We start from the raw sequence: 23,267 nt of genomic DNA, 5'->3' as shown, positions 1-23,267 counted from the left end.
CAATCCGTGCACGGCACAGCGCCGTTGCCCAAGGCGGGCTTCTGTGCCAAAACTCCGGGCAGCAGATTGAACGGAAGAGTTTAGCCATGACTGACTATGCCACGCGCCGCACCATGATGGTCGACACGCAGGTTCGCCCCGCCGACGTGACCAAATTTCCGATCATAGACGCCATGCTGAGTGTCCCGCGCGAGGCCTTCGTGCCGCGTGCCATGCGCGAGGCCGCCTATGTGGGCGAGAACGTGGATCTGGGCGGCGGCCGCGTCGTGCTGGAGCCGCGCACATTGGCCAAGATGCTGGACGCTCTCGACATACGCCGCGATGAGCTGGTCCTCGATGTGGGTAGCGCGCTTGGCTATTCTTCGGCGGTGATTTCGCGGATGGCCGAGGCGGTCGTCGCGCTGGAGGAGGAAGAGACGCTGGGCGGCGAGGCGCAGGCCATGCTGCTGGAGCATGGGGTCGACAACGTCATCACCCACGCGGCCCCGCTGGCTGGCGGCGCGCCCGAGCACGGCCCCTATGACGTGATCATCGTCGAAGGCGCGGTCGAGCATCTGCCGGAGGCGCTGACCGACCAGTTGAAGGAGGGCGGGCGCATTGCCTGCATGTTCGTCGAGGGTGCGCTGGGCGCGGTGCGCATCGGCTACAAGTTGAACGGAACGATGAACTGGCGTTTTGCCTTCAATGCGGGTGCGCCCGTGCTGCCCGGATTCGAGCGGCACGCGGCCTTTACCCTGTAAACGATTATCTGGACGATGGGGCGCAGGCGATGCGCCACCGGGTTGGCCGAAAGGACGATAGCGATGATGACCCTTCTCGATAAGGCGCGGCCCAACGGGCGCAACCGGCGCGGTCTGATCGGCGGCGCGGTCCGCGGCTGGCTGATCGGGGCGGCCCTGTCGCTGACGGCGCCCGCCGCCATGTCCGAGACGCTGGCCGACGCCCTTGCTGCGGCCTATAACACCAGCGGCTTACTTGAGCAGAACCGGGCCCTGCTGCGCGCGGCAGACGAGGATGTTGCCGCCTCTGTGGCCCGTTTGCGTCCAATCATTTCGTGGACGACGGACGTCACCCGCACCTACAACAACACATCCAGTAGCAGTGGCCTGACTGCGCTGAGCAGCGGTGGCAGCACCGACTCGGTGGCGTTGAACGCGGCCATCACAGCTGAGTGGTTGCTCTATGATTTCGGCCGCTCCCAACTGACGATCGCCTCCGCCAAGGAGCTGGTGCTCGCAACGCGCCAGAGCCTTGTCGGGATCGAGCAGGACGTCCTGCTCCGTGCGGTTCAGGCCTATATGGACGTGGTCCGAAACACCCGCTTTGTTGCGCTGCGCCGCAACAACGTTCGCGTGATCGGCGAATCCCTGCGCGCGGCAGAGGACCGCTTTGAGGTGGGTGAAGTGACGCGCACTGATGTTGCCCAAGCTGAGGCGCGCCTTTCGCTGGCTCGCAGCAATCTGGCAACCGCGCAGGGCGATCTGGAGCGCGCGATCGAGGAGTATGTCGCGGTGACCGGCCGCCGTCCCGGCAATCTCGTGAGCCCGCCGCGCGTGCCGACGCTGACCCGTAGCGAAGACACCGCCAAGCTGGTGGCCTTGCGCAGCCATCCCGACATGCTGTCCGCCCAATACAACGTGGCGGCAGCCGAGCTGAACGTGCTGGTGGCCGAGGCCGCAATGAGGCCCAGCGTCTCGCTCGGGGCGAGTTTGGGCGTGTCCGAGAATATTGATGGTGGTGTTGACAGCGACAACAACCGGCTCAGCCTCGGGTTGAGCGGTCCGATCTATCAGGGCGGTGCATTGTCGTCGGCCAAGCGCAGCGCCTACGCGCAGCGCGACGCGCAGCTGGGTGTGCTGCACCAGACACGTGACCGGATCCGCCAGAATGTCGGTATCGCCTACGCGATCCTCGAAGCGGCCCGCGCGTCGGCCATCTCATCCGGTGAACAGGTGCGCGCCGGGCGCGTCGCCTTCGAGGGGGTCAATGAAGAGGCCAACCTCGGCGCACGGACCACGCTCGACGTGCTGAACGCCGAGCAGGAATATCTGGACGCGCAGGCCAACCAGATTTCGGCTGAGGCCGACGTGATCGTCGCCGCCTATGCCGTGCTGGAATCAACCGGCGAGTTGACGGTGCGCGACCTCAATCTGGCTGTGCAGACCTATGATCCGGCGGCCTATTACAACCTCGTCAAGGACGCTCCTGCCGCGCTCAGCGAGCGTGGCAAATCCTTGGACCGTGTGCTGCGCAAGATCGGAAACCAGTAAAACTGCGCCTATCTGTTGTGCGAAAGCCGCCGCGCCGGTAAGCTGAGCGGCGAGGCAAGAACCGAGGGCGATAGAACCATGTCCGATCCCGTCACAAATGTTGAAATCGAGGATGTGCTGTCCTCGATCCGGCGCTTGGTATCGAGCGATGGGCGTCTGGCAAAGGCCGCAGGCGCGCCGGGCGGGGAGCCTGCGGAGCCTGACAGGCTGGTACTGACGCCCTCCTTGCGAATCGACAACGCGGCGCAGGACCCGGCGATGCCGGAGAATGACGGCGCCAGAGACGAGGCCGAAGAGCTTTCGGATGAGGGCCGCCTGGACGAGCGAGGCGATCAGGCCGTGGCGGCGGATGAGGACGACTGGACCGATCAGATTGATGCCCCCGGCGCCGATGATGCGGACATGCTGCGGTCCGAACCAGCGGATGATTTCGACAGCGAACTGACCGCGTTCGACGATGTCTCGGATCACGGTGAAGGCAAGGATCACGCAGTTGCGGGGGACGCGGCGCAGGAGGTGCATCATGGCGCGGAGAACCGCGAGGACGAGCCTCGCGATGACCGCGCAGAATCACTCAAGGCACGCGTGGCCGAGCTGGAGGAGGTCGTCGCACGGCAAGTCGACCAGTGGGACCCGGATGGCGCTGGGTCGGACGAAAACTCCGCAAGCCCGGTTTCGCCCCTCCCGTGGGAGGAAGACGCCACCGGCGATGATGAGGCCGAAGCGGATAGCAGCGATGCCGAGCGCGCCATCGACGAGGCGATTGCCAAGGCGGCAGAGGCCCCGGCCAAGCCGGAGCCGGCCAGCGCCGACGCGGATCACGATGATGCCGAGGACATCCCCGATAATTTCGCCGCGGCTGAGCCCCACGAGGCTGACGCGCGGCGTAGTCCCTATGTCTTGCATGATGACGAGAATGCGGAGCTTTTCGCCGGAAATGACGAGTTTCTGGACGAAGACGCGCTGCGCGATCTGGTCGCGGATATTGTGCGTCAGGAATTGCAGGGCGCGCTGGGTGAGCGGATCACGCGAAATGTGCGCAAGCTGGTCCGCCGCGAAATTCACCGCGCGTTGACCAGTCAGGAATTGCAGTAGCTAGCGGATCTCGGCGGCCAGCGATAGCAGGCGGTCGATATCCATATGCGTCTCCAGATGGTCGGCCAACGCGTCCAGCGCCGCGTCCACACCGCTTTCGAATTGCAGGTCGGATGCACAGCCCAGCTCGGCCAGGTAGGCCGCGCGGAAGGCATCGGATGCCAGCAGGCCATGCACGTAACTGCCCCGGATCAGGCCATCGCGGCTGCTGGCGCCTTCGGCTGCGCCCGACATGGTCAGCCATGGTCGCGCGCAATCCGGTCCGGTGGTCTGGCCCATGTGGATCTCATAGCCGGTGATGGCGGCGCCGCTGGCCGGATGATGTCCGGCGGCTAGCGACAGCCGCTTGTGCGGCTGCATCACGGTATCCACGGCCAGACGGCCCAGGCCGGGCACGGTGCATCGCGGCCCCTCGACCCCGCCGGGGTCCGAAAGCGTACGGCCCAGCATCTGATACCCACCGCAAAGACCCAGAACAGCCCCGCCGCGACGGATATGGGCGGCCAGATCGATATCCCAGCCATTGGCGCGAAACGCGGCCAGATCCGCGATGGTGGATTTGCTGCCAGGGATTACGATCAGCCCGGAATCGCCGGGTAGAGGCTGGCCGGGCGGAATGATGCGGACAGTTACGCCGGGCTCGGCACTAAGCGGATCTAGATCATCGAAATTGGCGATCCGGCCAAGCCTGGGAACGGCGATGATGAAGTCGCCGCCCTTGCGCTGGACGATCTCTTGCGCGTCCTCCGCGGGCAGGCGCCAAGCATCCGAGAACCATGGGATCACGCCCAGAGACGGCCATCCGGTGCGCGCCTCGATCGCAGACAGCCCGTCATCGAAAAGACGCGCGTCTCCGCGAAACTTGTTGATCGCAAAGGCCTTGATCTGCGCGGCATCCTCAGATGCCAGCACTGCCCGCGTGCCGACGATCTGCGCGATGACGCCGCCGCGGTCGATATCGCCGACGAGCACCACAGGCACGCCCGCCGCCAGGGCAAAGCCCATATTGGCGATGTCACCCTGCCGCAGATTGATCTCGGCAGGGCTGCCCGCCCCTTCGACCAGCACCAGATCGACGCCGGCACATAACCGGGCAAAGCTTTCCTGCACGGCGCGCATCAGGCTTTGCTTGCGCTCGGGATAGGCGCGGGCCTGCCAACTGCCTTGCACGCGGCCCTGCACGATGACCTGCGCACCCGTCTCGCTCTCGGGTTTCAGCAGGACGGGGTTCATGTCGGTATGCGGCGCCTTGCCGGCAGCGCGGGCCTGCAGAGCCTGCGCCCGCCCGATTTCGCCGCCGTCTGCCGTCACGGCGGCATTGTTCGACATGTTCTGCGGTTTGAACGGAGCCACGTTCAGCCCGCGCCGCGTGCAGGCGCGCGCCAGCCCCGCGACCAGCATGGATTTACCGACATTCGAGCCGGTGCCCTGAATCATGATCGCGCGCGCCATGCCCCTGTCCTCGGCTGAATGCCTGACCGGATGTAGGGCATTATCCCGCCGCAAGGAAAGCCGCGAAAAAGCCCAAGGTCCAGAAACGACCAAAGCCCCGCCGGGGTTCGGCAGGGCTTGGTACATCCACATGCGGGATGCGAAACGAAAAGGCGTGGCCTCAGGCGGCTTCGGCCTGCGCGGCGGCGGCATTCCGACGCTCGCTCTCTTCACGCGACAGCGCGACGGAGGTGCGCACACCTTTGGAGACGAAATCCATCAGACCCGACACGACACGCTCGTTCGGGTCGATACCCGCGCAGGACAGCACCTCACGGCCATCGCGTGACCGCGCCCAGCGGGCGATCTGATCGGGGCCATTGCCGTATTTCTTGTCGTCAGAGATAGCATCATCGAGCGCAGCCAGTACGACAGCTGCGAAAAGTTTGCGTGCCCGGTTGCCTTGCTCGTTATTGAAGGCGGCACCGTCAACGAAATCCTTCATGGTTCGTCCTTTATTAGTCTTGTGTTTTTGGGTTGTCGCTGTTTATGGCTGAGTTTATGCGATTCGGATAGAGCAGATTTGCATACCTCTTATGCGTCCTGTGCATGGCCGAGCCGCGCTGAACGCGATATATCGTTGGCTTGCCCCCTTGTGTATCGCCATATATAGAGTGCGTCGGAATTCTATCAACCTTTTGTCAGGACTTTGACACAATGCCCAAGATCAACGGAAACGAGATCCGCCCCGGTAACGTGCTGGAGCATAACGGCGGCCTGTGGTCGGCGGTGAAAGTCGATCACGTCAAGCCGGGCAAGGGTGGCGCCTTTGCCCAGGTCGAAATGCGCAACCTGCGCAACGGATCGAAATTGAACGAGCGCTTCCGCTCGGCGGACAAGGTCGAGCGCGTGCGGCTGGAGCAGAAGGACCAGCAATTCCTCTACGAAGTGGACGGCATGCTGGTGTTCATGGACAGCGAAACCTACGAGCAGATCGAACTGCCCGCCGAGATCCTGGGTGAGCGCCGCCCCTTTCTACAGGACGGCATGACCGTGCATATCGAGTATCATGAGTCCGAGGCGCTAAACGCGACGCTGCCGCAGAAAGTGACCTGCACCGTGGTCGAGACCGAGCCGGTGGTGAAGGGTCAGACGGCGGCCAACAGCTTCAAGCCCGCTGTTCTGGACAACGGCGTCAAGGTGATGGTGCCGCCTTTCGTGGGGCAGGACGAGGCGATCATCGTCAACACCGAGACCATGGAATATTCCGAGCGCGCCTGAGACGGGCCGGGTATTTCGAGTATTTGAAGAACGATGAAAGCGCTGCGGTGACCTTTGGGGGCCGCGGCGCTTTTGCATTCAGCGCCAGAGCGCGGCGCGCGATGCGACAATGCCCTGCAGTTTCGACAAAAGACGGTTGGCCGGGCCGGGATGCGGCACGGTCCCGGTGGCCAAGCGGTCCAGCACCACTTCGGGCGGGCAGGGCAGGCCGGTCTTGGGGTCGAAATACCGCGGATAGTCGATCAGCGCGGCATGAACGAGGCCAACCAGGCCGGGGCGGGCGCGCCTGCGCGCGGGGATAGTGCCCAGATCGGTCGTCAGGCCCCAGCCCGCGTAGAAGGGTGCGCCCGTGGTGGTGACCATCACGCCGCGGATCAACGCCTCGAACCCGAGCAGCGAGGTCATGGTCCAGACCTCGTTTACCGCGCCCATGAGGGCGGCGGGATCGCTGTGAGGCAAGACGAGATCGGCCAACTCCAGCGCCTCTTCGGGCGGGATGGCGCCTGCGCGGAGCCCTGCCTCGACGTCGGGGTGGGGTTTGTAGAGCAGGATGGCGTCCGGATTGGCCGCGCGCGCCGCGGCGAGCAGGGCAAGGTTGGTGCGGATCTGCCCTGCGCCGGTGCGGATCGACGCATCATCCTCGACTTGGCCGGGGACGAGGATGCGGTGTCCCTCGGGCAGATCGGGCAGGGTGCCGCCCAGATTGTATTTCGTCACGCCAAGCGCCGTGATGCGGGCCATCAACGCCTCGGCGCGGTGGATCTGGTCGGGACGCATATGGGCACGGCGCGCGATCCAGTCTTCGAGATCGCTGGGCCGAGTCGGATCATAATAGATGCCGCGCACATCCAGGACGAGGCTGAGGGGCGGCACCAACTCGGCGCCCAGCCCGCGCGAGCGCAGGAACCCGTCCTCGACCCGCACGGCATCCGGCGGTCCAAGCTCGGCCTTGCCCGCCCAGACCATGTTGCGGGCTTTGCCGCCCGCGCCTTGGAAAGTGACCGGTGCATGCTGGCCAAAGACGGCCCGGAGGGGGCCGCGTTTCCACAGCCGCATGCCATGGGCGCGCCAGCCATGCAGGTCCTCGCGCCATTCGCGCGCCGCAGCCTCAAGCGCGTCGATGGCCTGCTCGATCTCGCAGAGCCTATCGGCGAAGGGATCATACCATTTGGGATAGAGGATCATCGCGGCGGCGAAGATCTGTGCGCGGCTGAGGGCGCGCCCCCGGCGGGGCAAAGGCAGGGGGCTGCGATCCTCGGTCAAGCCCCAGCCGGCGTAGAAGGGGCGCCCGAAAACGCGGGGGCGATGCCCGGCAAAGATCGCCTCGAAGCCCAGCTGGCTGGAGACGGTATAGACGGCAATCGCTCCTTCCAGCAGCGACCAGGGGCTGACCGGGGTATCCAGAAGGCTGACATTCGGCCCGGTATCATCCGACCCGAAATAGCCGGGGCGGTGACCCTGCGCTGTCTCGGGGTGGGTCTTGATGACGATGCGCGCGCCGGGATTGTCCGCCTGCGCGTAATACAGCATCTCGCGGAACGTGTTGGCATCCGCCCCGCCCACCCGCACGGCGGCGTCGCCGACGGTCTGATCGATGACCAGCACATAGCCCGGATCGGGGCAGGGCAGGGCTGGGTCATGGGCATTGTATTTGCTCAGATGCGCCTCGTGCAAGCGCGCGATGGCGGCGCGGGCGCGGTCCATCAGCGCGGTGTCGTCCAGCGGATGCGTGGCCAACAGAAGTTCAAGATCGGACGGCTGCAACGGGTCGAAATGCGCGCCGCGCGTGTCGATCAGAAGGCCCAAGGGCGCGCCGCCGCTGCGGCCGGGATGGACCGAGCGCAGCCATGCATCCTCAAGCCGGATGAGGCCCGCGCCGGTCCGCTCCGCCACTGCCTCGCCGCGCTTTGCATAGGGACTGTGGCCCCAGACGGCGACGTGATCCCCGGCGCGCGGCCAGCCGAGGCGCATGTCATAGCCGGCCAGCGCCATGATCCGGCGCAGGCGGGGCTGGCGCAGAAAACCACCGTTGAAATAGAAAACCCGCCGGCGCCCCTCGGCCCCGGTGGGATCGTTGTCGCGCTCTGGATCCATTAATCAAATAGCGATGTCGTCGAATCCACCGTGTCGACCACGCCGAGGCCGCCAGTGATGGCCGCGATGACTCTGCTCCACTGGGCGAAGGGTGCCTCGGTCACATAAAGCGTGTCCTGATCGCGGACCGAGAAATCGCGCGCCATGAACATGCCGTTGGGCTTGGTCAGGTCCAGCACGTAGACCATCCGCTGATCGCCCACGAGGTCATTGCGGCCCATCACCTGGTTGGCGATCTCGGCGGGTTCGTTGCGAAGGATGAAAACCCCGGTGGGGTCAGCCGCCGCAGCCCGGAGGCCGCCAACCGTGGCGATCGCCTCGATCGCGCTCAGCGTCTGCGTCTCGAACGTCACGCGCGATTGCGCACCGGTGGCGCCGAGTGCGGTGAACGAGCGTGTGTCCTGCTCGACCAAAATACGGTCACCGCCGCGCAGGGCGATATCGAACTCGGGATGCTTATAGAGGTCCTGAAACCAGACCTTGCTGCGCTGGCCGCCGCGCAGGACGGTGATCTGCGCCACTTCGGCGGGGATCACGATGCCGCCCGCCGCCGACAGCATGGCCGACAGGGTGCGCGTGGGCCGCTCGATCGGGTAGACGCCCTGGGCGCCGACGGACCCGACCAGCGACACGGTTGCCCCGTCACCGGCAAGGCGGCGGACCTGCACCTGCGGGTCTGGTGTCTGCTCGTCCAGCTTGGAGGTTATGATGCGGCGGATCGCCTCGGGCGTGTTGCCGGCCGCGCGGATGCGGCCCGCATAGGGCACGAAGATGAAGCCGCTGCCATCGACCTGAACTTCTTCGAGGATTGTCTGGCTGCTTGCTTCACCCGCCAGCAAGCCGTCATCGACGTTCTCCCAGATCGTCAGGCCCAGCGTATCACCGGGACGGATCGTGTCCGAGCCGAGCTGCCCCGCATTGCGGAATTGCTCGCTGAAGCCGAGGGCGGGCTGAAAGGCGGTCGCGCGGGTCACCCGGTCATTGACCGAAACGACAAAGGCATCGCCCGAGCGCTGCACCGACCCAGAGTAGATCTGGCGCTTGTTCGGGCCCACCTGCGGAAGAACGCTGCAAGAGGCCACGATCATCGAAAGGGCCACAGCCGCGATGGACCGCGCCCATCGGCTTGTCTGGATGTTCACTGCTCGGTCTCCTCGACCTATTTTCTGCCTCGGTCTTCTTTTTTCGCCGTCTGCGCGGCGTGTATTGGCTGAACGGTAGACGAATTGGAATTGAAAATAAAGCGCTACGGCGTGGCGCGCCTATGTCACCACGCGCAACTGTTGCCGCGGCGCCGCGGTCCCGCTGTGCAGCGCATCGTAAGGGTCGTCGTCGCTCAGCATCATGTCGACCGCCTGACGCAGAAGTTGCCGCCGCCCCCGCGCAGAATAGAAACCGCCGGCAATCTGGCTGGTTTCCAGCAGGTATCGTCGGTAATCGGTATAGGCCTTGCGGTCCGGCCGCTCGGCCCCGGCAAAGAAATCGGCGAGTGGCTTGGTCGAGACGAACTCGGGCTTGGCATAGACGGCGGCGCCGAAGGTCTTGAGCGGAATTCCGCGCCAGAGCACCTGCTGCGCGGCGGTGGAATTGACCGTCACGGCACTGCGCGCCTCGTCCAAGAGCTGCGCCAGCTTGCCACCGCGCACGTAGTGTACTCGGTCTGCCACCCCATGCGCGCGGGCAAGGCAGCGCAGATCGCGGCGCAGGGGCACGCGCCCGTCCTCCAGCGGATGGGCCTTGACCACAAGGTGATGGTGGCCCGGCGCGCCGCGTGCAAACCCCGTGATCACCGTTTCAAGGAAATCGGCCATCGTGCTGAAGGGCGAATGCATCTGGAAACTGCTGTCATGCTCCAACTGCAAGAGCGCGAGATGATAGGGAAATCCACCATGCCGGATGCGCAAGGTGGCGATGCGCCGCTCAATCGCCTGAAAGGGCATCAGCAGCAGGCGTTTCAGGTAGAGACCGAACTCCTTACGCACGCTCAGCGCGCGGTGCGGCCTGAAATCGCGATAGCGCCAATTCAGCGCCAGCACGCAGAAATGATAGAGCGCACCGTAGAAAATATGGTGGCGCATGTCGCCCCAGCTGGCCGGCGGCAGGGCGCTGTCCATGTCCGATTGCTCCAGATCCGCGCGCATCTGCTCGACGCTCAGCTCCATCAGGCGCGAATGGCCATTGGCGCCGCCGCGCTCATACGTCACCCAATAGGGGCGCATATAGCCTTCTTCAAAGACATGGATGCGTAGCCCGCGCGCGCGGGCCTGCCGTACTGCTTCGGCATGGATGGGCCGGGTGTCTCCATAGAGGACGATATCGGTGATCCCCTTGTCGGTCAGGATCCGGTCCAGCGCCTCGTCCCATGCCTCGGGCGTGCCGTGATAGGGCAGGTAACTGTCCCGGTCGCGCCAGAACGCCCCGTCGCCCGCGTTGAAGCCGACGCGCCATACCTCTGCCCCCGCGCGCCGGAGCATGTGCCCCAGCCGCGCAAAGAAAGGCCCGTGAGGCCCTTGCAGGAACAAAAAGACGTGGCGTGCGCCGGTGATGTTGCTCATGACCCCGTCATACTCGAAAAAACTTACCGAAATCTCGCCTTTTGTCGCAATCTACGCTGAAAACGGGACGAAAATAAGACAAATGCCGCGTGCCACCTTGCCGGATATGCGCTGGGCGGCTACCTCGGACGCAGCAGGGACAGGGATGACAGCATATGTTCACCGGCATCGTCACGGACCAAGGCACCATTCGCGCACTTGAGCAGCGCGGCGATCTGCGCGCCCGCATCGGCTGTGGCTATGACATGAACACGGTCGCGCTCGGCGCGTCCATCGCCTGCGACGGCGTCTGCCTGACGGTGATCAAGACGGGGGATGACTGGTTCGATGTCGAGATCTCGGCCGAGACAGTGTCCAGGACAAATCTGCCCGACTGGGCCGTGGGCCGCACCGTCAATCTCGAGCGCGCGCTCAAGGTCGGAGACGAGTTGGGCGGTCACATCGTGTCTGGCCATGTCGACGGAATCGCGCGCATCACAGCCATGCAGGACGAGGGCGACAGCACCCGCGTGACCCTCGCCGCGCCCGAGGAGCTGGCCCGCTTCATCGCACCCAAGGGTTCGGTCGCGCTGAACGGCACGTCGCTGACGGTGAACGATGTGGATGGCTGCAATTTCGGCATCAACGTCATCCCGCACACCAAGGAGGTCACGACCTGGGGCCGCGCCGCCGTGGGCGATGCCGTGAACCTCGAGATCGACACGATGGCCCGCTACGTCGCCCGCCTGCGCGAGTTCGACTAGGCGCGCCTCATCCGGCGCGCGCCACCTCATTCTTCTTGCTTGAAATATCCCCGCCGGAGGCTCCGCCGCCCGCAAGGGCCGCAGGTGCTGCCGTGTCTGCGCCCACCATCTCCGCACCCGGCGTCAGCCGTACCCTCAGCAGGGCCAGCGGGTGCGTCTTCAGGCTGAGCCGCGTGGTCACGTAATCCTCCACCATCTCCTCACCCTGCGTCATCGCGGGCAGATGGGCGGCAGGCTCGTGCAGGATTTCCTCGCCCAGATCGCCGGCAAAGAGGGGCAGGGGCCGGTCCGCCGTCAGCGCCTTGGCCTGCCAGAGCGCATCGCGGCGGCTCAGCCCCTCGCCGGCAAAACAATCGGCCTCGGCCAGCCGGGTGATCACGTCAGGCGGCAGTCCCGCGCGCCGCCAGACATCGCCGGGCGTGCCATAGCCATTGCCGCGCGCGGCGCTCAGCCATGTGGCGCTTTCCTCGTCGATGCCCTTGATCTGGCGATAGCCAAGACGCAGGGCCAGCCCTCCCTCGCCATCCGGCTCGACCGTATTGTCCCAGAAGCTGGCATTGATGCAGACGGGCCGCACCACCACCCCATGCTCGCGCGCGTCGCGCACGATCTGGGCGGGGGCATAGAAACCCATCGGTTGCGCGTTCAGCAGCGAACAGGCAAAGATCGCCGGGTGGTGGCACTTGATCCATGCGGAGGCATATACCAGCAGTGCAAAACTGGCCGCATGACTTTCGGGAAAACCGTAACTGCCAAAGCCCTCGATCTGGGCGAAACAGCGCTGCGCGAAATCGTCCTCATAGCCATTTGCCTTCATGCCGCGCAAGAACAGCGTGCGGAACTCGCTGATATTGCCCAGCTTCTTGAAGGTGGCGAGCGCCCGGCGCAGCCGGTCGGCCTGATCGGGGGTAAATCCCGCGCCGACGATGGCGATCTGCATCGCCTGCTCCTGAAACAGAGGCACGCCCAGCGTCTTGCCCAGCACCGCGCCCAGCGCGTCCGAGGGGAATGTCACTTGCTCCTCGCCGTTCCGACGGCGGATATAGGGATGCACCATGTCGCCCTGAATGGGGCCGGGGCGGATGATGGCGACCTCGATCACCAGATCATAGAAACAGCGCGGGCGCATGCGCGGCAGGAAATTCATCTGCGCCCGGCTCTCCACCTGAAAAACGCCGATACTGTCGGCGCGGCAGAGCATGTCATAGACCCGGGCGTCCTCGGGCGGCAGCGTCGCCAGATCGTATGTCTGCCCATGATGCTGCGCCAAGAGGCCAAACGCCTTGCGGATACAGGTCAGCATGCCCAGCGCCAGCACATCGACCTTGAGGATGCCCAGCGCCTCGATATCGTCCTTGTCCCAGCAGATCACCGTGCGCCCCTCCATCGAGGCATTCTCGACAGGCACCAATTCATCCAGCCGCCCTTCGGTCACGACAAAGCCGCCGACATGCTGGGAAAGGTGCCTTGGGAAGCCTTCGATCTCATGCACCAGCGCCATTGTCTGTTTCAGCCGCGGATCGTCGGGGTCAAGCCCGATCTCCTGCATCCGCTCCCGCTCGACCGCGCCGGTCGAGAAGAAGCCCCATAATTGCGAGGAAAGCGCGCCGATCGTGTCCTGGCTGAGGCCCATCGCGCGGCCCACTTCGCGGATCGCCCGCTTGCCGCGATAGTGGATGACGGTGGCGCAGAGGCCCGCACGGTGGCGGCCATAGCGCTCGTAAATATGCTGGATCACCTCCTCGCGGCGCTCATGCTCGAAATCGACGTCAATATCGGGGGGCTCGTCGCGCGCCTCGCTGACGAAACGCTCGAAGACCATCGTGCCGATCTCGGGGCTGACCGAGGTCACGCCAAGGCAGTAGCAGACCACTGAATTGGCCGCCGATCCGCGCCCCTGGCAAAGGATGCCGCGCGAGCGGGCAAAGGCGACGATATCGCGCACGGTCAGGAAATAGGGCTCGTATTTCAGCTTGGAGATCAGGGCCAGCTCATGCTCCATCAGCTTCCGCACCCGCTCACTCGCGCCATGCGGATAGCGCCATGTCAGCCCCTCCTCGGCAAGGCGGCGCAGACGGGCGGTGGGCGTTTCGCCCTCCGCGATCTCACTGGGATATTCGTAGCGCAGGCTGCTGAGGCAGAAGGTCAGCGATGCGGCCAGCGCGCCCGCGCGCTCCACCGCGTCCTCATGACCCTTGAAGAGGCGGCGCATCTCGGCGGCGCTGCGCAGGCGGCATTCGCCATTGGCCAGCGCGGCGCGGCCCAGATCATCGACGCGGGTGCCGGTGCGCACCGCCGTCAGCACATCGGCCAGGCGGCGACGGCGCCCGTGATGCATGCGCGGCTGCGCGCTGGCAACGGTGTCGATGCCAAGCGCGTCCGCCAGCCGTGCCTGCGCATCGAACCGCGCCGCATCGCGCCCGTCATAGGCCGGCGCCATCAGCAGGAACATCTGCGCCCCCAGTTGCGCCACAAGCGGGCGCGCCGCCTTGCGCCATGCCGCCTGGCTCTTGTCCGGCGCATGCAGCAAGAGCGTCAGCCCCTCGGCGCCCTCAATCAGATCCTCCAGACGCAGGTCGCACGCGCCCTTGGGCGCGCGGCGACGCCCCGTGGTTAGAAGGCGGCAGAGGCTGGCCCAGCCGGTGCGATCGCGCGGCAGTGCGGTCAGGGTCAGCCCGTCCTTCAGCACCAGCCGGGCGGCGGGGATGAGGCGCGGCACATTGGCCCAATCGGGCGCGCGCGGCTGGGGTGCAGGCGGGCCGATGGGACCGTCCTGCGCCTCCACCGCCTGCCGTTCGGCCACGTGGCGGGCAATCTCGCGCGCGGCCGAATAGGCGCGCACGATGCCAGCGACAGTATTCTCGTCCGCGATGGCAAGGGCGGGCAGCCCCAGAAGGGCCGCGCGCTGCATATACTCCTCGGGGTGCGAAGCTCCGGTGAGAAAGGTGAAGTTGCTAAGGGCCGAAAGCTCGGCGAAGGAAGGCTTCATCGTACCTGGCCTACAGCAATCTGTGACGTTAACCTCTTGGCATGGTTCATGCGGTATTCACCCATGCGGACGGGTCGATCTACGATGATCTGCCTGAACTGCACTATCATTTTCCGCGCATCTATCTGGGCGCGGTTGAAAAGGCAGTAGGTGACTGGATCGTTTACTACGAGCCCCGGCGCGTGCAGGCGGGCAGTGAAAAGACAGGAGGTAGGCAAGCCTATTTTGCGACTGCGATGGTCGAAAGGATTGACCGCGACCATATCAGAGAAGACCATTTTTATGCACGTATCCGTGAGTACATAGCTTTTCCAAACCCGGTTCCATTTCGCAAAGAGTCGCGATATTTCGAGACAATGTTGCAACGTTCTGATGGCGGAACTAGCAAAGGCGCGTTTGGACGTTCGGTTCGAAATGTACCCAAGGCCGAATTTGATGCTATTCTTGAGGCTGGCTTTCATGGTGTGCGAGAAGGCTTGGGCGCAGATGACTGGGAAATGGAGCTTCAACCTCAAAACGGGGATGACGGCTTTCACGACCTTCGTAGTCCATTTGTACGCCCCATGGTCGAGCGTCTTACGCGCAAGCTCTTTCGCGACGCAGCTTTCGCCAGGCAGGTAAAAAGTGCTTACGGCCAACGCTGCGCCATAACGGGTTTGCGTATCTTGAATGGTGGGGGGCGGCCCGAAGTCCAGGCAGCCCATATTCGTCCTATTGCAGATGGAGGACCTGACACGGTCCGCAATGGTCTGGCGCTGAGTGGAACAGCGCATTGGATGTTCGATCGGGGACTGATTTCTGTTGATGCCGATCATAGTATATTGGTGGCCGAGGATCGCTTGCCTGCCCCGGCAAAAGCGTTGATCGTCCCAGATCGCAAACTGATACTTCCGCAGCTTGCAGCTCAGCATCCGCATCCAGCGTATCTGGAGCATCATAGGGCCCGATTTAAAGGGTGAAGGGGGGATATGATCTCGCATGACGAGTCACCTTATATTCACCTTTTGTTCTTATTCCGAGTCCCATGACAGGTGTTTTCATCATAGGGCTGGCCGAACGGTTACTGGGGCTGCTCGGCCTCGCATTCGCCGCCGGTAAAGCAGCGATGCGCCTTGTCCAGCATCTGGGGCGCGGGGTCGAAAAACGCGTCGCCGCCGCAGGGATCGAGCGTGAGGGTGAAACCTTCGTCCTCCTGCCGGATGAAGGCCAGAACATCGCCGCCCGCGGGCGGCTGTGCACACCACGGGCCAAAGCATTTGGCGATCAGGGTCACTGGCCCCTCGAACGGACGGTTGAACCCGACCCGCCCTAGCGCCTCGCCCGATATGCGCGCGGGGATCCGCGTCTCGGGCGGGGTGGCCTGCTGATTGGCCATGTCGACCTCGGGCAGGAGGGATGCGTCGAAGTCCAGCGTGCCGTGTAGTGCGAAATATGTCTCGGGCGCGGCATCGATCCGCTGAAACGTCGTGGCAAGATCGTGGGGCAGGCAGGACAGGGCAGCCGCCGGGCCAGCAAGGGCGAGGCCGATCACCGTGAGAAGAGGGGTCGCGCGGATCATAGGATATCCTTGAATTCATCGAGGACCGCGGCATAGACGGCGCGTTTGAAAGGCACAATGTGACCGGTCAGGTCAGAGGCGGGCAGCCAGCGCCACTCGGAAAACTCCGGGTGGTCGGTGGCGATGTCGATCTGGTCGTCCCGGCCGTGAAAGCGCATGAGAAACCATTTCTGCTCCTGCCCGCGATACCGGCCCTTCCAGATATGGGGCACCAGATCATGAGGCAGGTCATAACGCACCGCTGCGACGGTTTCGGCCTCGATGTGGACCAGATCGGGCGTGACGCCGGTTTCCTCGACCAGCTCGCGCAGGGCCGCGGCCCTGGCATCCTCGCCGGGATCGATCCCGCCCTGCGGCATCTGCCAGGCAGGCTGGTCATTGTCGATGCGCTGCCCGACGAAGACCTCGCCCCGAGCATTGGCCAGCATCACGCCGACGCAGGGACGGTATGGCAGGGCGGCGATCTGATCGGGGGTCATGGGCGCGCTCCTGTACAGAAGGGCAGATGATCGAATGCGCCCGGCGATCCTGGCAGGATCGCCGGGCGCAAGCCGTTACTTGGCGCCGTTCAGCGTGCTGAGGCCCTTGAGGATATCGACGGCATAGGCCAGCTGATAGTCCTCTTCGCGCAGCTTGGCGCTTTCCTCGGCGCGCTCGCGCGTTTCCTCGATATGCTTGATCTCATCCTCGGTGAGACTGTCATTGTCGAGGCTGCCGCGCAGATCGGCCTCGGACCGCAGCAGGGGCGGCACGCCACTCTCGTCCTCGTCCTCGCTCTCGGGGGCGCGGCGGGGCTGTGCGACCAGGATGTCGGGCGATACGCCCAGCGCCTGGATCGACCGGCCCGAGGGCGTGTAGTAGCGCGACGTCGTCAGGCGCATGGCACCGTCGCCGCGTAGGGGCATGACCGTCTGGACCGACCCCTTGCCAAAGCTCTTGGTGCCTACCACCACGGCGCGGTTGTGATCCTGCAGGGCGCCCGCAACGATTTCGGAGGCCGAGGCCGAGCCGCCATTGATCAGAACGACAATGGGCTTGCCTTGGGCCAGATCGCCGGGCGTCGCGTTGAAGCGTTCGCCATCCTGCGGGTCACGGCCCCGGGTGCTGACGATCTCGCCCTTTTCGAGGAAGGCGTCCGACACCTGGATCGCCTGGTTCAGCAGGCCGCCCGGATTGTTGCGCAAGTCGATGACGATGCCGTTGATCTTGTCGATCCCGCCCGCTTTCTCGATCTCTTCGGCAAGACCGTCTTCGAGGTTCTGATAAGTCTGATCGCTGAAGCTGGAGACGCGCAGTACAACGGCCTTCTGCTCGGTCCGGGCGCGCACCGCGGTGACCTTGATCGTGTCGCGGATGATCGACAGATCGAAGGGCTCGGCCTCGCCTTCGCGCACGACGGTGATGACGATCTCGCTGCCCACGGGGCCGCGCATCATGTCGACCGCCTCGTCCAAGTTGAGGCCCAGAACGCTTTCGCCGTCAACATGGGTGATGTAATCGCCCGCCTCGACGCCCGCATTATAGGCAGGCGTGCCGTCGATGGGCGAGACCACCTTGACGAAACCCTCTTCCTGCGTGACCTCGATCCCGAGGCCGCCGAATTCGCCGCGCGTCTGCACCTGCATGTCCTCGGCATCTTCGGGGGGCAGGTAGCTGCTATGCGGGTCGAGTGAGGTCAGCATGCCGTTGATGGCCGCCTCGATCAGATCGCCCTCGTCGACATCCTCGACATATTGCGCACGAATCCGCTCAAAAATGTCGCCAAACAGGTCCAGCTGTTCGTAGACATTGGTGTTTCGCTCGGTCTCTTGCGCCATGAGGGGGGCTGCGATCTGCGTCGTCACGATCACGCCGGCAAGGGTGCCGGCACCGGCAGCCATCAGGAATTTCTTCATTGCTCACTCATCCTTGTCTGTCTTGAACCACAGCGCGGGATCCACGGCGGTGTCATCTTGCCTGACCTCAATATAGAGGGTTTGCGTCCACTCGGTAGCCGCGTCAAGCAGCTCGGCGGGCACGATTTCGTCATCGGCCGCGCCGCCGGGGGCGCCGAGACCGCCCATCAGGCCGACGGGGCTGCCGCCCGGCAGAACCTGGCCCGTCTCGCCATAGACCACGTCCATTCCGGCAAAGACCAGCAAAATTCCCGATTGCGGCTCCAGAATGGCAACATTTCCGTAGTCCAGCAAGGGGCCGCGATAGCGCAGCGTCGCGGCGGCGGGTGTCGTAACCAGCGCGCGGGGTGGTGCGGCCATCACGATGCCCGGGCGGGTGATGCCCGCCGCGTCCGCCTCACCCGCGCGGCGCAGGATGCGGCCCTCGACGGGCAGGGGCAACTGGCCCTTGCGATCCATGATACCCGGCAGGCTGCCCGGCGCCTCGTCCATGGCGATCTGGCTGAGCCCGCTGGCAAAGCCATCGAGCGATTCGGCGGAGGCGATCAGCAGCGCGGTCTTGACCGGATCTTCGGTAAAGCGGCGGGGCAGATCCTGCCGGTCAGCGATGGCCTGGCTCAGCTGTGTGCGGGCCGTCTGCGCGGTGGCAAGGCCATCCTCCAACTTGTCCGCCGCGCTTTGCTGCAGGGCGCGGAGCGCAGCCAGCTCCTCGAGATCGGCGCGCAGCACGGCGGCGCGGGCATTCAGCGCCGGTGTCACATCGGCCAGAAGCATGCCGGAGCGCGCCGTGCCCACCGGCCCCGATGGGTGCAAGAGCGTCACAGGCGCGGGCGTTGCGTTGATCGAGCCCAGCACGCCCAAGAGCTGCGCAATCTCGTCCTCGCGCGAGGCCAGATCACGCTCCAGCGTCTCGGTGCGGATGGCGGCCTGGCGCATGCCGACGCGCATGGCGCGCAAGCCGGCCTCGAAGGCGCGCACGGTCTTGCTGAGGGCCTTGACCCGACTGGCAGCGCCGTCGGCCTCGTCCAGCGCGCGGGTCGCCTCGGCCAGCATGTCGGAGGCCGCGCGCGCCTCGTCCCCCGGCGAGGGGGCATCCGATTGCGCAAGACCCGCGAGCGGCGCAAGCGCGATCGCGGCAGCAAGCCTCCAGCGCCTCATTTGGCTATCATCTCGGGCGCGGGGACGATCAGGGATTGCCCCGTCATCTCGGGCGGGGCGGCAAGGCCCATCAGCGTCAGAAGGGTCGGCGCCAGATCGCTGAGCCGCCCGTCCCGCAGCGCCGCGCCTTCGGGGCCGCCGATCAGGATGACGGGGACCGGGTTGGTGGTGTGCGAGGTGTGCGGCGCGCCGGTGACCGGATCGATCATCGTCTCGCAATTGCCGTGATCGGCGGTAACGATCATGGCGCCGCCCGCCTTGTCCAGCCCCACTATCACGCGGCCCAGCCCGGCATCCACCGCCTCGCAAGCGGCCATGGCGGCAGGCAGATCGCCGGTGTGGCCGACCATGTCGGGGTTGGCGTAATTCGCGATGATCAGGTCATACCCGTCCTCGATCGCGCGGGTCAGGTGATCGGTCACTTCGGGGGCCGACATCTCGGGCTGCAGATCATAGGTGGCGACGCGCGGCGAGGGGGCCATGTAGCGATCCTCGCCCTGTTCGGGCGCCTCGCGGCCGCCGTTCAGGAAGAAGGTGACATGGGGGTATTTCTCGGTCTCGGCGATGTGGAACTGCCGCAGGCCCTGCTTGGCCACCCAGATGCTCAGCGTGTTTTCCGGCGTCTCGTCGGGAAAGATGCAGTCCATGTAGGTCTTGTGCCGCGCGGAATAGTCGGTAAAGCCGCTGACGATTGCGAATTTCGGGCGCGGCCCGGTTTCGAACTTGTCGAACTCGGGATCGGCGAAGGCGGCAAGGATCTCTCGCGCGCGGTCGGCGCGGAAGTTGAGGCACATCAGCCCGTCACCATCGCGCATGCCGGTGTAGTCGCCCAGAACGCGGGGCTTGATGAATTCGTCCGTGCGGCCCTTGCCATAGGCGTTGTCGATAGCCTCGGCGGCGGTTTCGGCCTTGTAGCCTTCGCCCTTGGCGATGGCGTCATAGGCCAGCGACACGCGCTCCCACCGGTTGTCACGGTCCATGGCATAATAGCGCCCCGAGACAGTGGCGATGCGCGCGCCGGGCGGCAGGGCCTGCTGCAGCGCGTCCAGATAGGATTTGGCCGAGATCTGCGCGACGTCGCGCCCGTCGGTAAAGGCGTGGATTGCGACGGGAATACCCTCATCCGCCAGCGCCTTGGCGGCGGCGATCATGTGGCTGATATGGGAATGGACGCCCCCGTCGGACAGCACGCCCATCAGATGCGCGGTGCCGCGCGAGGTGCGCATCGCCTCGACAAAACGGCGCACTGCGGGCAAGGCCGCGAAGGTGCCCGTCTCGACCGCGCGGTCAATGCGGCGCAGATCCATCTCGATCACGCGGCCCGCGCCGATATTGAGGTGGCCCACCTCGGAATTGCCCATCTGCCCCTCGGGCAGGCCCACATCGAGGCCATGGGTGATCAACTGCGCATGGGGGCAGTTGGCCATCGCGGCATCGAAATTGGGCGTCTGCGCCAGGGCGGGGGCATTGCCGACCTCGGTACCCGACAGACCCCAGCCATCGAGGATGCACAGAACCACAGGTTTGGGGATTGTCATGTCATGCTCCGGAGATGCGCCGCTTGCGAGGGTTCTACCCAAGATGGCGGCAGGTTGGAACAGGGCTGCACGTGGTGTTGGCGCTAAACCTGCGTTTGCGTGGGTTTCGGGGGCGGGGGTGAGTATATTTGGAACGATGAATGACGCGGCTGCGGAGTGCCTAAACCCGGTGGTAGGGGCCGCCCGCGAGGATCGTCGTCGCGCGATAGATCTGTTCGGCCAGCATTACGCGGGCCAGCATATGCGGCCAGACCATGGCGCCGAAGGAGAGGCTGAAATCCGCCGTTGCGCGAAGGGCAGGGTCGATCCCGTCGGCGCCGCCGATGACAAAGGCCAGATCGCCGCGCCCCGCATCGCGCCAATCGGCCAGTTTGCGCGCGAATTTGGGCGAGCTGGTGACCTGCCCCCGCTCGTCCAGGGCGACGCGCACGGTGCCTTGGGGCAGGGCGCGCTCTAGCAGGACCGCCTCGGCGGCGGGGCCGCCACCCTTCTTGTCCTCGACCTCGTGCAAGGTGGTGGGACCAAGGCCGAGCGCGCGGCCGGTGCGGTCGGCGCGGATGACGTAGTCGTCAAAGAGGTCGCGCTCGGGGCCGGCACGCATGCGGCCCACAGCGCAAATATGCAGACGCATCAGCCGGGGCTGGTGGGCGGGGCCACTTCGGATGAGGGGCCGCCAGCGGGCACCCACATCTTCTCCAGCTGGTAGAACTCGCGCACTTCGGGGCGAAAGACATGGACGATCACGTCGCCGGTGTCGATCAGCACCCAGTCGCCTGTCTCGCGGCCTTCGATGCGGCTGGCGCGACCCAGATCATGTTTGAGCTTATCGACCAGCTTCTCGGCGATGGCACTGACCTGCCGCGACGAGCGGCCCGAGCAGATGACCATGTAATCGCCAATCGCGGATTTGCCGCGCAGGTCGACCTGCACGATGTCTTCGGCCTTGTCGGCCTCCAGCGAGGCGAGAATATGCTGAAGCTGTTCTTGGCTGGTCGCAGTGTCCGATGGTGCGCGCTGCGTCCCTGCGGTGGTGGTAGTGGCGGCATCGGCCGCTTGGGCGGAAATGGACAGAACGTCGTCCTCCTGGCTGCGCACCTGATCCTGCCCCGGTGCCGGGCCTATTCTAAAAATAGCCATCCGCGGGGGAAGTTTCAACAAAGCATGCCGGTCCAACCGCATTGAGGGCAAATTTATGAGATGCGGGGCACGTCCGCGCCGTCAGTCCAACGCAGCGGGACTTGCCTTTTCCGGGCGCTCGCCCGGTTGGTTCAGCATCCGCACCTCGCGCTGCGGGAAGGGAATCGAGATGCCGTTTTCCTTGAACGCGTCCCAGAGGGCCAGATAGACGTTGCCGCGGATATTGGTCAGCCCCTCGGTTGGGTCGCGGATCCAGAAGCGCAGGATGTAATCGACGCTGCTGTCGCCGAAGCCGACGATGTGGCAAACAGGGGCCTTCATGCTCAGCACGCGCGGCACGGACGCGGCGGCGGCGATGGCGATCTTGCGCACCTTGTGCGGATCATCGCCATAGGCGGTACCGAAATAGATATCGAGCCGCACGAATTCGTTCGAGTGCGACCAGTTGACCACCTGGCTGGTGATCAGATCCTCGTTCGGGATGAGGTATTCCTTGCCGTCGCGGGTGACGACGCTGACATAGCGTGCGCCGAGGCTGTTGATCCAGCCAAAGGTCTCGCCCAGGCTGATCACGTCACCGGGCTTGATCGACTTGTCGAGCAGAATGATCACGCCCGACACGAGGTTCGACACCACCTTTTGCAGGCCAAAGCCGAGGCCGACACCGATGGCGCCTGAAAGAACGGCAAGGCCGGTGAGATCGAAGCCAACGGTGCGCAGCCCGATAAAGAAGGCAGCACCGTAGAGCAGCACCTGCAGGAACTTGACTGCCAGCACCTGCATGGAGGGTGAAATCTCGTCATTGCGGGCGATACGGGCCGAGGTCGTGCGCGAGAGGAAGCGTGCCACGAAAAACAGCGCGCCAAGAATCACGATGGCCTGCGCAACGATCCAGGCCGAGATGCGCGTCTCGCCCAGGTTGATGGCCAGGCTTTCCATCAGGCGCTGCGCCTCGTCCGTCAGGCCAAGGATGATCAACGTGGCCCAGATCCAACCGACATAGCGCACGATGCCGCGCAGAAATCCGTTGACGATCAGGCGCGTGACGAAGGCGATGATCAGCCAGGCAAGGCCCAGGCTGGCCGCAATGCCGATCAGGTAGGACCGGCTGGGCCAGGTCACCTCCTTCATGATGCTATAGGTCAGCCCGGCCAATATGACGAAAAAGATCAGGCGCAATCGGCGGTGCGTCATCACCAGAAGGCGCATCTGCCATTTTGGCCAGCCCTCGCGCGTGCGCATCCAGCCGTGCAGGCGCGGCCCCAGAATTGCGCGCAGGATATGCGCGGCCACCATCAGCGCCAGGATGATACCGATCTGATAGGCGTTCCAGGGCCGCAACAGCGCCGTGACGAATGTATGCGCTTGGGCCCAGAGGTTCAGCGCGATGTCCTGCGCCTGCTCGACAGGGGGAAGGGTTGGGTCCGTTGCCATGACGCACAGATTTGCATGGGCCGGATCACCGGGCAAGCTTGCTATATGACAATGCGGGATTTTTCGCTTCACGATACTGTTTACACTAA

Annotated in this window: 20 protein-coding genes; 6 read left to right on the top strand and 14 right to left on the bottom strand. The window is 64.8% G+C overall.

All coding sequences use genetic code 11. The features are described 5' to 3' along the window. Positions 1-86: 86 nt before the first annotated feature. From ACEWPL_RS13155 to ACEWPL_RS13145, 3 genes are all read left to right on the top strand, one after another. Complete coding sequence (locus ACEWPL_RS13155) at positions 87-740, top strand: protein-L-isoaspartate O-methyltransferase family protein (protein ID WP_393931064.1); 654 nt, start codon at positions 87-89, stop codon at positions 738-740. Between the two features lie 63 nt (positions 741-803). After that, positions 804-2,270, top strand: a complete 1,467-nt coding sequence (locus tag ACEWPL_RS13150) for a TolC family outer membrane protein (protein ID WP_393931066.1) — start codon at positions 804-806, stop codon at positions 2,268-2,270. Positions 2,271-2,348: 78 nt separating this feature from the next. Further along, entirely contained in the window at positions 2,349-3,365 is a 1,017-nt protein-coding gene (locus ACEWPL_RS13145; protein WP_393931068.1) for a hypothetical protein, read from the top strand. On the opposite strand, the gene ACEWPL_RS13140 is transcribed toward ACEWPL_RS13145, so the two are convergent. Next, positions 3,366-4,817: a cobyric acid synthase gene (locus ACEWPL_RS13140; RefSeq protein WP_393931070.1), complete on the bottom strand. Its 1,452-nt coding sequence runs from the start codon at positions 4,815-4,817 to the stop codon at positions 3,366-3,368. A 160-nt stretch (positions 4,818-4,977) separates the two neighbouring features. Further along, positions 4,978-5,301 (bottom strand): DUF6280 family protein, encoded by a 324-nt coding sequence (locus tag ACEWPL_RS13135; RefSeq protein ID WP_076531761.1) that lies wholly within the window; start codon positions 5,299-5,301, stop codon positions 4,978-4,980. 212 nt (positions 5,302-5,513) lie between these two features. On the opposite strand from ACEWPL_RS13135, the gene efp reads away from it, so the two are divergent. Beyond that, complete coding sequence (gene efp, locus ACEWPL_RS13130) at positions 5,514-6,077, top strand: elongation factor P (protein WP_393931072.1); 564 nt, start codon at positions 5,514-5,516, stop codon at positions 6,075-6,077. 78 nt (positions 6,078-6,155) lie between these two features. Here efp and ACEWPL_RS13125 read toward each other — a convergent pair whose 3' ends face one another. The 3 genes from ACEWPL_RS13125 to ACEWPL_RS13115 form a co-directional block, all read right to left on the bottom strand. Then, positions 6,156-8,171, bottom strand: coding sequence for a capsular polysaccharide biosynthesis protein (locus tag ACEWPL_RS13125; protein WP_393931074.1), 2,016 nt, complete (start codon positions 8,169-8,171; stop codon positions 6,156-6,158). Beyond that, positions 8,171-9,259, bottom strand: coding sequence for a polysaccharide biosynthesis/export family protein (locus tag ACEWPL_RS13120; protein ID WP_393931199.1), 1,089 nt, complete (start codon positions 9,257-9,259; stop codon positions 8,171-8,173). Before ACEWPL_RS13120 ends, ACEWPL_RS13125 begins: the two co-directional genes overlap by 1 nt. 174 nt (positions 9,260-9,433) lie before the next feature. After that, entirely contained in the window at positions 9,434-10,726 is a 1,293-nt protein-coding gene (locus ACEWPL_RS13115) for a capsule biosynthesis protein (protein WP_393931076.1), read from the bottom strand. 155 nt (positions 10,727-10,881) lie between these two features. Between ACEWPL_RS13115 and ACEWPL_RS13110 the strand changes: the two genes are divergently transcribed. After that, positions 10,882-11,469 (top strand): riboflavin synthase, encoded by a 588-nt coding sequence (locus tag ACEWPL_RS13110; protein ID WP_393931078.1) that lies wholly within the window; start codon positions 10,882-10,884, stop codon positions 11,467-11,469. Between the two features lie 7 nt (positions 11,470-11,476). Here the strand turns inward: ACEWPL_RS13110 and ACEWPL_RS13105 are convergent, their stop codons facing one another. After that, a complete protein-coding gene (locus tag ACEWPL_RS13105; RefSeq protein ID WP_393931080.1) occupies positions 11,477-14,458 on the bottom strand; it encodes an error-prone DNA polymerase in 2,982 nt (993 codons plus the stop codon). Positions 14,459-14,499: 41 nt separating this feature from the next. On the opposite strand from ACEWPL_RS13105, the gene ACEWPL_RS13100 reads away from it, so the two are divergent. Next, positions 14,500-15,417 (top strand): HNH endonuclease, encoded by a 918-nt coding sequence (locus ACEWPL_RS13100; protein WP_393931082.1) that lies wholly within the window; start codon positions 14,500-14,502, stop codon positions 15,415-15,417. Between the two features lie 101 nt (positions 15,418-15,518). Here ACEWPL_RS13100 and ACEWPL_RS13095 read toward each other — a convergent pair whose 3' ends face one another. From ACEWPL_RS13095 to ACEWPL_RS13060, 8 genes are all read right to left on the bottom strand, one after another. Then, entirely contained in the window at positions 15,519-16,016 is a 498-nt protein-coding gene (locus ACEWPL_RS13095; protein ID WP_393931084.1) for a hypothetical protein, read from the bottom strand. Next, positions 16,013-16,495 carry an RNA pyrophosphohydrolase gene (locus tag ACEWPL_RS13090; protein ID WP_393931086.1) on the bottom strand — a complete coding sequence of 161 codons (483 nt, stop codon included), beginning with the start codon at positions 16,493-16,495 and terminating at the stop codon, positions 16,013-16,015. Before ACEWPL_RS13090 ends, ACEWPL_RS13095 begins: the two co-directional genes overlap by 4 nt. Before the next feature lie 75 nt (positions 16,496-16,570). Continuing rightward, a complete protein-coding gene (locus tag ACEWPL_RS13085) occupies positions 16,571-17,911 on the bottom strand; it encodes a S41 family peptidase (protein ID WP_393931088.1) in 1,341 nt (446 codons plus the stop codon). A gap of 3 nt (positions 17,912-17,914) precedes the next feature. Then, positions 17,915-19,069 carry a murein hydrolase activator EnvC family protein gene (locus tag ACEWPL_RS13080; protein ID WP_393931090.1) on the bottom strand — a complete coding sequence of 385 codons (1,155 nt, stop codon included), beginning with the start codon at positions 19,067-19,069 and terminating at the stop codon, positions 17,915-17,917. Further along, positions 19,066-20,607: a 2,3-bisphosphoglycerate-independent phosphoglycerate mutase gene (gpmI, locus tag ACEWPL_RS13075; protein ID WP_393931092.1), complete on the bottom strand. Its 1,542-nt coding sequence runs from the start codon at positions 20,605-20,607 to the stop codon at positions 19,066-19,068. The genes ACEWPL_RS13080 and gpmI overlap by 4 nt, the downstream gene beginning before the upstream one ends. 160 nt (positions 20,608-20,767) lie before the next feature. After that, positions 20,768-21,238, bottom strand: a complete 471-nt coding sequence (rlmH, locus tag ACEWPL_RS13070; RefSeq protein ID WP_393931094.1) for a 23S rRNA (pseudouridine(1915)-N(3))-methyltransferase RlmH — start codon at positions 21,236-21,238, stop codon at positions 20,768-20,770. Beyond that, complete coding sequence (rsfS, locus tag ACEWPL_RS13065; protein ID WP_393931096.1) at positions 21,238-21,744, bottom strand: ribosome silencing factor; 507 nt, start codon at positions 21,742-21,744, stop codon at positions 21,238-21,240. The genes rlmH and rsfS overlap by 1 nt, the downstream gene beginning before the upstream one ends. A gap of 81 nt (positions 21,745-21,825) precedes the next feature. After that, on the bottom strand, positions 21,826-23,178 hold the full coding sequence (locus ACEWPL_RS13060; RefSeq protein ID WP_393931098.1) for a mechanosensitive ion channel family protein: 1,353 nt from the start codon (positions 23,176-23,178) through the stop codon (positions 21,826-21,828). Positions 23,179-23,267: the final 89 nt, after the last annotated feature.

The organism is Roseovarius roseus, from assembly GCF_043355935.2.
Classification (GTDB): Bacteria; Pseudomonadota; Alphaproteobacteria; order Rhodobacterales; family Rhodobacteraceae; genus Roseovarius; species Roseovarius roseus.
Note: the sequence above shows the minus strand (reverse complement) of the source record. Positions and strands in the feature narration are given on the sequence as shown.

Excerpts from the sequence above, each read along its gene's own strand:
- ACEWPL_RS13155 (WP_393931064.1), top strand. The coding sequence starts at position 87 with ATGACTGACTATGCCACGCGCCGCACCATGATGGTCGACACGCAGGTT.
- ACEWPL_RS13150 (WP_393931066.1), top strand. The coding sequence starts at position 804 with ATGATGACCCTTCTCGATAAGGCGCGGCCCAACGGGCGCAACCGGCGC.
- ACEWPL_RS13145 (WP_393931068.1), top strand. The coding sequence starts at position 2,349 with ATGTCCGATCCCGTCACAAATGTTGAAATCGAGGATGTGCTGTCCTCG.
- ACEWPL_RS13140 (WP_393931070.1), bottom strand. The coding sequence starts at position 4,817 with ATGGCGCGCGCGATCATGATTCAGGGCACCGGCTCGAATGTCGGTAAA.
- ACEWPL_RS13135 (WP_076531761.1), bottom strand. The coding sequence starts at position 5,301 with ATGAAGGATTTCGTTGACGGTGCCGCCTTCAATAACGAGCAAGGCAAC.
- efp (WP_393931072.1), top strand. The coding sequence starts at position 5,514 with ATGCCCAAGATCAACGGAAACGAGATCCGCCCCGGTAACGTGCTGGAG.
- ACEWPL_RS13125 (WP_393931074.1), bottom strand. The coding sequence starts at position 8,171 with ATGGATCCAGAGCGCGACAACGATCCCACCGGGGCCGAGGGGCGCCGG.
- ACEWPL_RS13120 (WP_393931199.1), bottom strand. The coding sequence starts at position 9,259 with ATGATCGTGGCCTCTTGCAGCGTTCTTCCGCAGGTGGGCCCGAACAAG.
- ACEWPL_RS13115 (WP_393931076.1), bottom strand. The coding sequence starts at position 10,726 with ATGAGCAACATCACCGGCGCACGCCACGTCTTTTTGTTCCTGCAAGGG.
- ACEWPL_RS13110 (WP_393931078.1), top strand. The coding sequence starts at position 10,882 with ATGTTCACCGGCATCGTCACGGACCAAGGCACCATTCGCGCACTTGAG.
- ACEWPL_RS13105 (WP_393931080.1), bottom strand. The coding sequence starts at position 14,458 with ATGAAGCCTTCCTTCGCCGAGCTTTCGGCCCTTAGCAACTTCACCTTT.
- ACEWPL_RS13100 (WP_393931082.1), top strand. The coding sequence starts at position 14,500 with ATGGTTCATGCGGTATTCACCCATGCGGACGGGTCGATCTACGATGAT.
- ACEWPL_RS13095 (WP_393931084.1), bottom strand. The coding sequence starts at position 16,016 with ATGATCCGCGCGACCCCTCTTCTCACGGTGATCGGCCTCGCCCTTGCT.
- ACEWPL_RS13090 (WP_393931086.1), bottom strand. The coding sequence starts at position 16,495 with ATGACCCCCGATCAGATCGCCGCCCTGCCATACCGTCCCTGCGTCGGC.
- ACEWPL_RS13085 (WP_393931088.1), bottom strand. The coding sequence starts at position 17,911 with ATGAAGAAATTCCTGATGGCTGCCGGTGCCGGCACCCTTGCCGGCGTG.
- ACEWPL_RS13080 (WP_393931090.1), bottom strand. The coding sequence starts at position 19,069 with ATGAGGCGCTGGAGGCTTGCTGCCGCGATCGCGCTTGCGCCGCTCGCG.
- gpmI (WP_393931092.1), bottom strand. The coding sequence starts at position 20,607 with ATGACAATCCCCAAACCTGTGGTTCTGTGCATCCTCGATGGCTGGGGT.
- rlmH (WP_393931094.1), bottom strand. The coding sequence starts at position 21,238 with ATGCGTCTGCATATTTGCGCTGTGGGCCGCATGCGTGCCGGCCCCGAG.
- rsfS (WP_393931096.1), bottom strand. The coding sequence starts at position 21,744 with ATGGCTATTTTTAGAATAGGCCCGGCACCGGGGCAGGATCAGGTGCGC.
- ACEWPL_RS13060 (WP_393931098.1), bottom strand. The coding sequence starts at position 23,178 with ATGGCAACGGACCCAACCCTTCCCCCTGTCGAGCAGGCGCAGGACATC.